Raw genomic sequence first — 13,192 nt, 5'->3', positions numbered from 1 at the left:
TCGCTAGTACGAGTTAAATTTCCCGACCGAGCTCCAAATCCTCGCTCGACGCATCTTCAACGCGCAAACGCCCGACAACACGCTCCAGCTCATCATCGATCAAACGGAGCTTTTCCCGCAACTCCGTCTTGTTCAGCATGGATCTGACACCATCAACAGACGGAGCCCCCGAGAGCGTAGAAATAATGGCATCTCGATCATCCTCAAGTCGTACGATGCTTTCGCGCAATGCTTTGGCGCCTGCAAGATCGATCACGCGCTTGCGAGCCAATCCGTCGCTTAACAGGCTTTTCTCTATCTGATCGACGCCACCTTGAATTTCAGGGTGACGTTCCGCCGCGATGCGCAGAAACTGCGTGAACTCGTAGATATGGAAATCTTGCCCCGTCGCCTCGCGAAATTCCTCCAGCAAATCAGGGCGGGCGCCGAGCTTCCGCCCCCGATGTATCCACCACCAATCTTCCTTCGCGTCATCGGAGATGAAGATGACCGGGCGTTTCTCCGCCTTGGACTTCTCGATCACATCTTTCCAAATGATCAGATCCCCATACTTGTCGAACTCCCCAGCATCCTTTTTTGCGTCCTTGTAGCCTGGCGGAATCTTTCGCGCATATCGATCCTCCCCCTCTTTTTTGATGGTCGCCAAGCGGTCGGACTTCCATTGCGATCCCACCCGGCCCGCGAACAATTCAGTGAGGCGAGTCACCGCCGAGGCTATGTCGTTGGTGGGATGACTGTCGCGGGCGATCGCCATGCGTTCACGAAAATCCTCCATGGCCATATCCAACGCCGCGACCTCCCGCTCCACGTCGATCGTGGGATGCGCCCGCAGTTGGCGAAGCTTCTCCTTTGCTTGTCCCAGCGCCGTCTCATGGTCCTTGATGAGGCGGTCGTAAGCATCTTGCGCGCCGAACTCGACCTCAAGGCGATTTCGATGGAATTCGAGTCCCACCTGATATGGAATCCATAGCGACTCCTTGAGGACTTCAAAAACGCGCAAAAGCTCATCTCGCACGGGGGCGGGATGCCGCAGACAATGAAGGAGGACGTTCGTGTCGGGAACGAAGATGGCGCGCTCCCAGATTTTCGCCAGCTCATCGGGCGTCTTGGGAAACCAGCCCGGAAAATCCGCTTTCATATCATGCCTCCATCCATTCGATCCGTTCGATGCCCAAGCGGTGAGCCGCATCGCGCACAAGTTCTCGCTCCGCTGGGGCCACGGTCTTTCCAGACTCGAACAGGATGACCGCGAACGGCCTCGCCCCCCTGTTCCGCTTGCCCCTCTCGAAAGACGCGAAAAGAATCAATTTCCAGTCGCGGCTCTTGCCCCAACAAATCACACGACCATCATCGAGCAGCATTCCATGCGGTTTGATGAAGTTGCCAATGACCGAGGAGGTTCGTGGGTCCATGGACAAGGCCCTCCAAACGTCGCCTTCCGTCAAGGACAAGCGCTTGCGCTCGTAGGGTTTCAGCAAGGAGTCCTTGATGTAGACACGGACCTTGCGAGGGTCCATGAAATGCCCCAACCGAGCCCCGATCTCGGCGGAGCGAGTCCATTTCTCATAGTGACTTGAGCGATCCACATCGGATATGGTCGACCATCCGAGCTCATCTGCTTCCGCCCAGAGCTTCGCGCGAATATCATCTCGTATCTCCTCCGGAATTCGCATTGTCATTGGATATTTCCTGGAGGTGGCGATATCGGGAAATCGAAGGCCGGGAGTTCGAGCCGAGCATCACCTTCGCGCGCGAACAGATCGGCTTGATCTTTCATCCAATCAAGCATGAAGGTGCCGGCGCTCTCGTCTCGAAACTGAATCACTCCGGGCAATCGCAGGCGCTCGACATCTCCACGAGCCGCTTTTTCCAACTCGATGACTTCCGCGATCCGTCTGAGATCGCTCACGAAATCGAGAACGACGACTTTGGACTTTCTCGGGCTCACGCGCAGCCCGCGCCCCAACTGCTGCACGAAAATTCTGCGACTGTGGGTCACTCGCATGAAAGCGATCATGTCCACGTCTGGGACATCGACGCCCTCGTTGAATAGGTCTCTGGTCGTCACCACGTCAAGATTGCCCTTTCTGAATGCGGCCATCACGCGATCACGCTCTCGCGGGGGCATCTCGCCAGTGATCGATTCGGATCTCAGACCGAACAAACCCAGCATCGCGGCGAAGCTCTTGGCGTGAAGAACGGTCGAGCAGAACACGATCACTGATCGTCGCTTCTCGCTATCGAACACAGCGCGAATACTTCTCGCCGCCTCCTCGTCGCGTGTGGGTAGAAGGAGAAGTCGATTCAGCTGAGTGATCGAGTAGTTGTTGCGCGAGTGTGTCTTGACGAACTTCCAGTCGATGTTGTCCGCGAGCAACCGATAGTCCGCCTCGCAAAGAAACCCTCGTCGCAGTCCTTCAGCGATACCAATTCGAACTACGGGCGGCCCCAGAAGGGCATCGATGTCGTACCCGTCACCACGCCAAGGCGTCGCGGTGGCACCGCCGATCAACGCGTCAGAAAACTGGTCCGTGACCCGCTTGAATGTGTCCGATCCCACATGATGCGCCTCGTCGATCAACAGCACCCCGAAGCTTGGGAGGGTATCCAACTTGGACACGGCGCTTTGCACGGTTGCGAAGGTGATGCCGTCCCAAAAAGATGGCACCTCCCCTCCGACGAGCCGGTGCGTCGGAATCCATTTAGGCAACTGATCCCAGAAGGATCGCTGCAACTGATCAACAAGTTCCCTTGTGCCGGCGAGGACAAGGGCGCGGCCATGCGGCACGGCTTCGTCGCGAAAGAGTTGGGCGAGCGCCTCGGCCATCACCACCGTCTTTCCCAAACCAGTCGCCAGAACCACTTGCCCGCGGCCGGTCTCTCGCAGGGAGGCCACAAGCCCCTCGATCGCCTCGTCCTGGTAGTCGCGTGGCTCACGGCGAGCGCGAGGATATTCAGGGCTACGGCGAGCCATTTCGAGCAATGCCCCTGGCCCCAGTATCTCGATCTCCATTCCCAGCGTGCGCCAACGTCGCACCGCAACCAGGGTAGCCGGCCCCGCAGGCCGAGAGGACGCCACGAGAATTCGATCGGCCTGATAGTAACGAGCAGCCTCGGCGACATCATCAACGACCGTCGCGGACGGAGACCCCGCGACGGCGTACTTGCAGCGGATCACCCACAGCTTGCCTTGCTTCACTCCAAGCACGTCGGCGCCACCGTTCCCCGGACTCCCCACCATTCGAACGTCCTCGAAAGCGTTAGAGACTAAAAGGCGAGCGACATCCCTCTCGAATGCCTGCCATGGCCCTTTCAGTAGTCGACGCGCGTCAAGGAACGGTTCTCTCATCTCATTCGGAGAGGTCCGGCCTCAGCAATCGCAATGAACAAGTTGCTCGAATGATGGCGTCTCGATCCGCGCGCTCCAGCTCAGTGGGTGTTTGGTGCGTGAGCCAGACCGCATCCCCGAGATACGCGTCATAGCGCGATCGGACGCGTTCCCTGGCTTCCTCGGTGATCCTTGGCGAGCCAAAGTCGATCGTCTCGTAAGGGTCCTCCCAGTACTTTCCATCCAGGAAGAGCTCGGGGTGGCGCACGAAGCAAGCTCTGACCGACTGCGCGTCCGCGTAGTCCCAGAAACGACCATCCGCGATGACCGGACGATGGTCGGTGACGCCGCGCGCGGCCATCCGACTGGTAATGGATTCACGCTCCTGATCGGTCAACTCCGAAAAGAGCGCCGCCCCTTGTCCGGCGGGAAGGCGTTGCGAAATCGCTCTGCCGATATCACCCATGACCGTGGTTGCCTGGGCGATGATCCCATTCGGATCCAAGCGGCTGTCGACACAGTACTGATTGCGAAAGTCGGAGAGCACCTTCGCGATGGCGACATCCGGGAGTTGTCCCTTGAGGAATTCAACGGTCCGATAGGACAGCTCGGTCAGCAGCGCGTCAAGGGGCGTCATCGTGGTCGAGCGGAAGACATCGTTTCCAACCTCGACAAGGAACCCATAGGTTCTGGTCGCGACATCGTCCAGCTTGAGCAGCCACGGCACACCTGGCGGCAATTCGGGATCGTCCACCTCAACAGCGAACGCCTGAATCTCGTATTCGACCCTGTATGTCGGATGCGCGTACTTCCGGGTCAACTCATACAACGGCCGTCTTGGTGGAGCTACCGGGGGAGCTTCGGGGGACGGGTCCGCGTTTTCCGACGCTCCTGAATCGTCATTTGGTGGGGTATTCCCACCGGAAACGGTATCGCCACCGCCCAGGAAACCTTCCGGGACGCCCGAGTCTCCACCCTTTGGATCCGGCGATCCGCCGTGGTCACCCAGAGCCTCCCGATCTTGTTCCTCCACCAATTGCCACCAGCGCTCGTCCGTCAGATAGTCAGCGTCACCAGTCGCGAAGGACTCGGCCATTTGCATCGCGCGGTCGTTGTCCTTCACCACCATGACTCGCGACCATAGTCCGTTCTTTCCCTGTGGACTGGAGCGGCGGAAGGCCTGAAACAACCGATAGAGAGGACTTTGATTGCCGTCATATCCGCGCTGCTTCGCCGCCACCGGTCTCAGCGGCCCCTCTCCACGGACAAGGCGGACCATCTCGTTCCAAGCGGGGTCGTCGCGTTCGAACCGATCCTTGGTGTAGCTGACCCGGCAGTGGTCAAGATGAATCTCGCCCACGAAGCGCCCCCGATTGCGCGGGTCATCAATCGGATATTCCTCCTCTGAGTTCTCGCCATCGCTCCAAGTAAATAGGTCTTTGTTGGCGATCTCGATCTTCCGTCCGTTGCGAATGAAGTCGATACCAAACTCGGTTTTATCAAGGTATCTTTGCAAACCGATCCAACCACGCAAACGTCGAGGCGTTTCGATGATTTCGCACTGAGGACTGCTCGTAGGGCACGCCTCCTCATCCCGACCCAGCGTGCGCATGCAGTGCTTGCAATACCGCCGAGGGGCCAAGGACACATCGATTCTTTCTACGGCATGGACCGTCGTGCCGTCGGGCAACTCGACGGACCGCTGTTCATCCCAAACACAATGCCGCTGCGCGTTGATCCGCGTGTTGTTGACCAGCAGTCGAATCCTTCCGGCATCCGAGTTCTGCAACAGTGCCGCGTAGGTTCGCGCCAGTTGCTTTCGGATAGTCTTGAGATTGTTAGCGCGTGCCAAGTACGCACGTTGATCGGGTTTGAGTCGCGAGATGATGATCTGAGTCCCATGCTCGGTATGCTCCCGCTTCGCTTTGGTCTGTCGAGGCACCTTGAAGCTTTGCGTCGTTCGCAAGGCGTGCAAGTCGATGCGGACGCCCACCCATTCCGGGTCGCCCGCCCGTGTCGTCCAGACTTCGGTAACGAGGCCAAGGCGGGCGGTCGCGATGTTGAAGCCCATCCCGAACAGACCAAGATTCGATAGGGGATCATTCCCCGTCCATCCCGCGCGGACAGCTTTTTCGAGAGTTTCGAGAGACATCCCCGGGCCGTTGTCCTTCACCACGACTTGACTCGAATCGCTGTCCATCGTTGGTATCGACACGGAAATCTCTGGATTGTCTACTTGATTTCCCGCCCGAGTCGCGTGCAGGAAACCGTCCATGCCGTTGTCAATCAGCTCGGCCAAGCAACGCCACTGCTGTAGATTGATCTCACCAAGCATTTGAAGCACGCGCGGGTCCGGCGTGAGATCGAGATCTTGCGGCATTGATGGAAACCCCTCTTAAATTTGATATCGATTTTCTTCGAAGAATTTATTGCTTTCGCGCTCTCCCGCGCTTACGCGCTGGGAAGGCCCGCGCCGCCCTTGGCTCCACGGCGCGAATTCTCTGGGCCAAATCACTTAGCGCGCTGAGGTCCCTTGTCTCGCATTCCCATATCACCAGCACGGTCCACCCGATAGCTTCAAGCGCTTCTCGCTGTCGTTGATCCCGCAAGACATTCGCCGTCAGCTTCGGCTCCCAGAAATCCAATCGAGATTTCGGCAGCCGCGCCGCAGGACACCCCGCGTGGCGGTGCCAGAAGCAACCGTGGACGAACAACACCACTCGCCGCGAAGGAAACACCAAGTCAGGAGAGCCAGGCAAACTGCGGTCATGAAGTCGGTAGCGAAGCCCGGCGGCGTGCAAGGCGCGACGAACGCGCATCTCCGGTTTGGTATCGCGCGCGCGCACAAGCGCCATTTGCGCGGACCGCGCCGAATCAGTCGGGGGCGAAGAGGCCTTGGGAAGCGTCATCTTCCGCTACCGCCGCCAACGCGACAGCATCGTCATCCGCAACCTCCTCGCCAGGCGTCATGGCGGCGTTCTGCGCGAAGGTCGCAAGAAAGTCACGGACGATCCGAGCTCGGCTCGTGTGCGGCGGATTGTTATCAAAATGCTCGCCGATCCGCTGGACGATGAGCTCTGGGGACATCTTGTCCTCCAAGTCCTCGGACATCGCCCACGCTCGGCCAGGGTGCATTACGTCCCATGGAGACCTCTTGTTCGCGCGCGTTTTGGCGGCGTCCCCATGCTTACTAATTCCCCAGCAAATCCCAATCTCGTTGTTCCATATCGGCCTGAACATGCTGATCAGATGACGCTCCGCCACCAACTGCGCGTTGGTCGCGCAAACGAGACGGCGACATTCGAAATCCTCGACCCGCAAAGGATCTCGCAAATGAAGCTTGACGGCATAGCTTCCGACTGTGCGGATCATTCGCCGATGGTCGGCAAGTCGCCCATACAACTGGGGGCCTTGTTCGCGCGCGGTTCGAGCATCGGCCTGCTTGGGATCCGCCTTCCCGACATAGATTGGCGTCTCGGTCCTCGATACCGCGTGGTAAGCAGGATGATCGCCGCTGTAATAGATCGCGTAAACCCCGGAGCCATAGGTGCGCGCGATACGCTCGATGGGTACTCGCTCCTGTGCCATAAGCGCCAAGGAGACGAGGCGCCCCGCCGTATCGGGATTCGCGGGGTCGAACGACGCGCCGGGCTCCTTGATGGGATCCATGCCCGCTCGCGTGGCCTCGATTTCACCCGTGAGCGCGAGCAGCTCCGCCATCGCCTTGGTCGCGGCTGGTCGTGACAGCGAAGGCAACAGCGAGCGCAGTTGACCGAGTCGCTCGCGAATTTCGCCGATGACGGCTTGCTCAGGCTTCCGAGACCTCGTCACCATCACGCGGCGATTCGTTGCCGATCGTCCGTGTCGTCCAGAATTCGGACGAGCCATTTCCCGACAGCCTCCGCCAACTGAGAGGGAACGGCGTTTCCAAGTTGCCGCATGCTCTCCGTCCACGAGCGAGGGAAATGGTAAGTATCCGGCAACCCTTGGAGGCGAGCGGCTTCCCTGATGGTGAAGTACCGCACCGAACCATCGTCGCGCACCATCATGTTTTCACCACCCGGCACGCCATGGTCGCCAGCCTTCAGCGCCTTGGCTGGCTGATCGAGAGGGCTACCTGTATGACCAGGGTAGACCCGCGCGCCATCCTGGAACACATGATTGGTCTTTCCGTCCGGCTCGCCGAGACCATGCAACGCATCGCGCACGGTGATCCACGCGGCTTCATCCGGTGCTTCATCACGAATGCGGAGCCTCTTGACGGTGGCGAGGTCGGAAGACGCGATTTGTGTATCGTCCGGCTGCCGCATGCCATGCCGGCTCCAATACTCCCCCGTCACCCATTGTTCCCAAAGCAGGCGCTCACGCGAATGGGTCGGAACGAGAGGAGACAGCACAGCGCCAAGATCCGCGCGCACACCAGCGATGATGACGCGATGGCGCTTCTGCGGCGCCCCATAGTCTGCGGCGTTCACGCGCGCCACAAGAACATCATAGGTTGGCGCGTGCCGCAGATCGCCCAGTCGCGCCGTGTGCGTGATGTGATCCTCGCCAATGAGCCGCGGCACTTCGGGATGGTGCAAATGAGCGACGATCCAGCCAAGATAGTCAGCGAAAGCCGCCCGCGTGAGCCCTCGCACATTTTCGAAAAGAAAGGCCCGCGGTTGTGTCTCGCGGACGGCCCGAATCGCCTCGGGCCACATATCCCGCGCATCGTCTTGCCCCTGATGCTTGCCCCCTATCGAGAATGGCTGGCAAGGAGGCCCGCCGGCCACCAGATCAAGGCGGCCGGCGAATCGGTGCCAATCGACGTCACGCACATCCGCCCGTTCGAGTGGCCAATCGCGCACATGTTGAATGCGACGACGTCGGTTGTGGTGAACAGTCGCAACCGCTTCCTCATTCCACTCCGCCATCAACTCATGATGAAATCCAGACCTCGAAAGGCCCAGGGCCAAGCCACCACAGCCACTGAATAACTCGATACTACGCATGGGTGTGTCCAATCTTGGTGATCCTCTGGCCATCGAAAGCCGCCGGAGAGAAGTTGCAGTGGACTCTCATGTTCTTCTGCTCTTTCCCTTCACAGGGGGTCGAATACTAGTGACCTCGTCCCTCATAGGCTGAACTGAAACGCTAGCGGTGAACAAGCTGGATTGCTTGCCGCCACCGTTGTGCTCGGCGAAAGACCTCATGAACTCCCTAAGAACGTCGGATGCATGCCTGTTCTCCGCGACGCATGCGCCTTGGAACGCATCGCGAAGCTCCTTTTCCACACGGATCCGAATCCCGACGTCCTTCGATGACATAAAGCATGCTAGCATGGATACACATATGTGTATCCATATGCATGATACTGTATTTTCATACAGTGTCAACTGAGGATGCACCATACCAAGGCGTCGGGCACGCCTTGTCTTCCCGCGAAAGGGAGCCATGGAAACCACGGATCTTGCGGCGAACTGGGTCGGCCTAGGGCACAGTGGCATCGACGGGCCGCCAAGCGGAGTCAAAGATCGACGCCGGCTGGATGCGCTCTGCGGGCGGTCATGGCATTTGGTGCCGACAATGCCGCACTACCCGGATCGCCAGCGATACGAACCCCTCTCAGCTTTACATCTTATGGCAGGCGGAGCCGCCGATACCCTCTCTTAGTTACTTGACTAGGAATGTCGCGGTGACGCGAAATGCCGCTGTTGCCACGGATATCGCTGCGGCAAAGGCCAAGTGACATGCTTGAAACGTTCCGTTTAGCACCTGCGGCCAACCTACTGGGCAATACCCGCACTTCGGCGCCGCTCGCCGCAGACGTTAGGCGGCCATCATGACGCGTTCCTTTGGGCTCGTGGATTACAAGGTTCAGGAAGCGGAATTCTTTCTGCTTGAAATTCATCGCCACGGTCGAAAGATCGACTTTTGGGCAGTTCAGTTCTGCGTTTCCGCGTTCGTCTCCGCAGCGCGCAGCGTCACGTTCGCGATGCAGGCAACCCTCAAAGGCCATCCGGAATTTGATGCGTGGTACGTCCCTCGCCAGCAAGCGCTGCGAAAAGACCCCTTATCGCGCTTCTTTCATGAGTTTCGAACAGTGTCACAGCACCTCGGAGAGAACCTTGTCTCCGGCGGGTCTCACAGCAAGGCGGGCACCTTCTACTACTTCGTTCCCTGCCGAGACTTGCCGAACGTCCCAAACTTGGACGTGATCACCGCATGCGAAACATACTTCAACAGCGTGCTTGAACTCGTCTATGAGTGCTACGACCATTTGCGATGCATTGTTGACGGTCAGTGGTACTTCACGGAGGAAAACTTCGCGCGCATGGGCAAGACTATCGAGGATGCCGAGGAGGAACTTGGCATGCCGCGTGGCTGGACCGATATCAAACAGCCGGGGATCGAGCCGCATCGTTGGCACTTGTTGAGACGGAATGCAGACAGCTGCAATATTCAAGTCCAGTTTCACAAATGGCTGGAAAAGGATCTTGAGCGGCCCCCGGCTCCGCCGCCATATGTACCGGGCGTCTAAACAACTCTCGTCACGGATATTGAGCGTCTGCTTCCAGAACTGCCGCTCGACCACTCGCGGAGCGAAGGAGCACCGGGTGATCGCATTGCCGCGCGCCCCGTTACCTTCTGCATCCACCCTGCAGTCTTCCCGTAGCCACCCCCATGATTGAAGGTGTTGCGGCGACCGACTTAGCGGCTAAATTTCCCGTCCCAACCTTGGTTGGCAGAGAGGGGATTGCGCAGCCTGCGAGGTAGTCGCTGATCAAGCGCATCGTCGAGTAATCCGCAGTCAAAAAGAAGGCGCTTGGCCAGCAGCGGAAAGCGCCAAGTTCGATGCGACTGCTGCGCCAGCGTTTGCGAATTGCTCGTAGAGCTCGTCGCGTTCCTTGCACACTGCTTCGAATTCGCCACGAAGCGCGTCATGGTCGTCGTGGAGCTTGCGGTTTTCATCACGCACCACTTCAACGCAGGCCGGGGAGAAGCCTGGTACCGTCGCGTATTCGCGATGCGTCTTCGGCTTCTCGCCGGTCCGTGGGTAGAGGTTGTGGGCGGGGTCGAACCAGATGACGTGGAATGACTTGTTCCAGACGAAGCCGTGGATACGGCCGTAGCCCTTGCCGTGGACGCGGACCTCGAACGCCGTAGCAGCGACCTTCTTGGCGTTCTCGTCCGGATCGCCGTTGTTGGCGAGCTCCGCGCCAAACTTCGCCTTGATTTTGTCGACCAACCCTTCCGGGAAGGAACTTCTGATGCCCTTCTCATTCCGAAAGATGGGTTTCGGAATCAGGCTTTCGTGCGTCTGCTGGAGGATGTCCGCCTCGGTGCTTTGGCCGAGCTTGTCGATGCAGTTGAAGATCTTCTTGTAGTGGTCGAGCTCCAACCCATGGAGGAAGAACAGGTCAGCCGTGTCCCAGTCGACGAAGTCGAAGGACACGCGCAGTCGCGTCGATTCAACCTCCTTGTGGTCGTCTTCGGAGATACGTAGAAGCTTGTCGCGCTTCGACTTCATTCTTCCCCGCGGAGTTTCCGGGCGAAGAAGCGCTCCATCGTGTCCTTGCTGATGGTGGCTTCGCTGTTGGCGGTTTCGGGCAGATCGCCGCGAGCCGATGCCCAAGGCCGTTCGCGATGCGTCATCGTGCTGAGCGCCGCGCCGTCGTATCGCCCATACGCAGCGACGATGCCTTCCAGATGCTCGATTACCTGCGGCTCCATCTTCGGCGGCTCAACTTCCGCCGCGATAGGCCGCCATTTGAGATCCTTGTATTCCTGATACATGTCCGGAACGACGGGGCCGTGCTGCCAAGCTTGGAAGTCGTCCTTGAAGAGCGGCTTCCCTTCGGCCAAGGCGTAGCCCTGCGCGTAATAGCACAGTTTTTGTAGCTTCATCGGCGAGGGGCTCTCGTCGAACAGCTCCCTGTGAATGTCGAGGATGGCCTTTTGGACGGCATCCAGTTCGGGCGACATTGCCATTTCTATTTCCTAGCGGCGACTAAGCGCCGGACAAGTGCAGCGGCCGACCATGGGGATCGGCAATTCGCGCATTTCGACGGGCAGGGACGGGATTTCTCGCCGGCAAGCGGCGGCCTCGGACTGAAGCATTGTCGCAGCATCCAGAATTCGTGCCAATCGCGCATCCGCCGCAGTTAGCAAGGGGAGAGCCCGAATCAGTGAGTTTTTCGGCCGCCACAAGCGCGTCAAAGTTCGAGCGGCAACGCGCCACTCAGACAGCAGGGACTCTTCGGGCGGAGGCGCCATGTGCAGGCCCACCGGGCGGCTGCTTCCAGCCGGGCGGAAGGTTGATCTCGGAAGGCCCGTCGACCGCAGCGTCGACAAAATCGGCTCGAAGCGTCCTCATGCGATGCATCCAAGCCATGCATTGAAATTTATCGGTACTTTTGCCGGTATCTTTTTTCTGCCAGTGTGAAGAATCCAATATCCATGCAGATTTTTGACATACGTGCGATTCCTGTCGAAGCACCAAAGACCCGCATCACGGCGTCTCACTCCACCTCAGAAACCCGCACGCTCCAAGGCGTAGCGGGTTTTTCTTTGCCAGAGGGCGTCATCGCGCGGTGCTGCACCTAAACCCAAGCACTGTCAAAAAGCCAGCCTGTGACATGACAAATGCCCCTCGCACTCACACCTTTGCCGACTTAGGCTATCGATGCACTCAATCGAAAGGCGGTCGACATGGACGTACTCGAATGGATCATTCTCCACGCGGTAGTTCTGATCATCGCCGCAGCCATCTACGACTTCTGGCGAGGCTGCAAGGGCCTGTGAAGGTTGCGATCCGTGAAAGCTACCTTGCCGCAACTGCCAGCCGTTGCTTCGCCGCCCGCGGCTCACGCGGTGGGTGCCGGGAAGCGCGGGGCTGCGATGGCAATTTCAAGGTGCTTGCGTCAGGGGGTGCGTCGCCTGTTCGTTGCGTTCCAGTGGGCGACGGTAGTCCTGGTTCTCGCCGTAGGGTGGACGGCGCGTCCCCAGCCGATCGAACAGCTGATTCCATGGGAAAAGAACGGGAGTGCTTTTGCCGGTCCGCGTCTGATACCCGCCAACCACGACCCCTTCGCCGTGAAAGCCCTGCCTGCGCCCAGGCGCGAAAAGCCTGTCAACTTCCCGGCGCAGCCGGCGTCTTCGAGTCCTGCGACGCCTGCTGGCGTTGCGGTGGACCGACCAGTGCGGCGGGTCCGGTCTGCTCGCCCAGGTCTTTGCGCCCAAGACCTCTCACGAGGCGGCGCGGTATGTGGTGTGTTCTCAGAAACTGCGCCAGAGCCTCACTGCGCGCAGGTTCGGATGCCGGTAGAAACATGTGCATCACGCTCATGGTGTCGTCCCGTAAAAGCCAGAAATGCAATATGGCTGGCTCGCTTCCAGCAGGACCCGGAGCCTTGGGTTTGACGCGGCTCTGGCGTGCCGCAGGCGGATTATGGGCGTCGAATTCCGATGCGGTTGCACAGCCCCTTGGCGAGTAGTGTTGCTGGCACGCTTAGGGCTTACCGGTGGGTGCCCTTCTCGTCATTTACTTACTTTTTACTACTGCTCGCTACGCTCCCCTGGCGTTCCAGGCCAGGCGTACCAGCGGGAACCCCCAGCCGAAGTGTAGGCACCCGCCCACGCGCACGGGCTGGTTTCTCCCGCAAGCGATGGCCGCGAGCACCGCCAATGTAGAACCCTATCTATTCAACGGAGACGCCGATCATGAAAAGCATCATCCTCTGGCTCTGCGGAGTGCCGCTGGTCGTGATCATCGGCCTGAAGATCTTCGGCATTCTTTGAATGAAGAAGTAAAGAAGCGAATCCCGGTTCCTCCTCACGGCGCAATACTGCGTCGTTAAGCGCTCCCTCGGGAGCGCTTTT

At 59.1% G+C, this 13,192-nt stretch carries 10 protein-coding genes; 1 reads left to right on the top strand and 9 read right to left on the bottom strand.

All coding sequences use genetic code 11. From position 1 onward, the window contains the following. Positions 1-13 precede the first annotated feature (13 nt). The 7 genes from ACAM55_RS02955 to ACAM55_RS02925 form a co-directional block, all read right to left on the bottom strand. Positions 14-1,138 (bottom strand): PIN domain-containing protein, encoded by a 1,125-nt coding sequence (locus tag ACAM55_RS02955; protein ID WP_369654596.1) that lies wholly within the window; start codon positions 1,136-1,138, stop codon positions 14-16. 1 nt (position 1,139) lies between these two features. Further along, on the bottom strand, positions 1,140-1,679 hold the full coding sequence (locus ACAM55_RS02950; RefSeq protein ID WP_369654595.1) for a hypothetical protein: 540 nt from the start codon (positions 1,677-1,679) through the stop codon (positions 1,140-1,142). Continuing rightward, on the bottom strand, positions 1,676-3,199 hold the full coding sequence (locus ACAM55_RS02945) for a DEAD/DEAH box helicase (RefSeq protein ID WP_369654594.1): 1,524 nt from the start codon (positions 3,197-3,199) through the stop codon (positions 1,676-1,678). Before ACAM55_RS02945 ends, ACAM55_RS02950 begins: the two co-directional genes overlap by 4 nt. Before the next feature lie 151 nt (positions 3,200-3,350). After that, a complete protein-coding gene (locus ACAM55_RS02940; RefSeq protein WP_369654593.1) occupies positions 3,351-5,708 on the bottom strand; it encodes an ATP-binding protein in 2,358 nt (785 codons plus the stop codon). Between the two features lie 46 nt (positions 5,709-5,754). Continuing rightward, positions 5,755-6,147: a very short patch repair endonuclease gene (locus tag ACAM55_RS02935; protein ID WP_369656325.1), complete on the bottom strand. Its 393-nt coding sequence runs from the start codon at positions 6,145-6,147 to the stop codon at positions 5,755-5,757. A 55-nt stretch (positions 6,148-6,202) separates the two neighbouring features. Continuing rightward, the gene (locus ACAM55_RS02930) at positions 6,203-7,162 is read right to left on the bottom strand and encodes an Eco29kI family restriction endonuclease (RefSeq protein WP_369656324.1); all 960 of its coding nucleotides are present in this window, start codon (positions 7,160-7,162) and stop codon (positions 6,203-6,205) included. Next, positions 7,162-8,322: a DNA cytosine methyltransferase gene (locus ACAM55_RS02925; protein WP_369654592.1), complete on the bottom strand. Its 1,161-nt coding sequence runs from the start codon at positions 8,320-8,322 to the stop codon at positions 7,162-7,164. Before ACAM55_RS02925 ends, ACAM55_RS02930 begins: the two co-directional genes overlap by 1 nt. Positions 8,323-9,152: 830 nt before the next feature. Between ACAM55_RS02925 and ACAM55_RS02920 the strand changes: the two genes are divergently transcribed. Beyond that, positions 9,153-9,851, top strand: a complete 699-nt coding sequence (locus ACAM55_RS02920; protein WP_369654591.1) for a hypothetical protein — start codon at positions 9,153-9,155, stop codon at positions 9,849-9,851. A gap of 270 nt (positions 9,852-10,121) precedes the next feature. Here the strand turns inward: ACAM55_RS02920 and ACAM55_RS02915 are convergent, their stop codons facing one another. After that, positions 10,122-10,841, bottom strand: a complete 720-nt coding sequence (locus ACAM55_RS02915) for a hypothetical protein (RefSeq protein WP_369654590.1) — start codon at positions 10,839-10,841, stop codon at positions 10,122-10,124. Then, on the bottom strand, positions 10,838-11,302 hold the full coding sequence (locus ACAM55_RS02910) for a Panacea domain-containing protein (protein WP_369654589.1): 465 nt from the start codon (positions 11,300-11,302) through the stop codon (positions 10,838-10,840). The genes ACAM55_RS02915 and ACAM55_RS02910 overlap by 4 nt, the downstream gene beginning before the upstream one ends. Between the last annotated feature and the right edge of the window lie 1,890 nt (positions 11,303-13,192).

This window comes from Variovorax sp. V213 (assembly GCF_041154455.1).
GTDB lineage: Bacteria > Pseudomonadota > Gammaproteobacteria > Burkholderiales > Burkholderiaceae_C > Variovorax.
The sequence above is the reverse complement of the archived record's forward strand: the minus strand, read 5'-3'. Positions and strand labels throughout refer to the sequence as shown.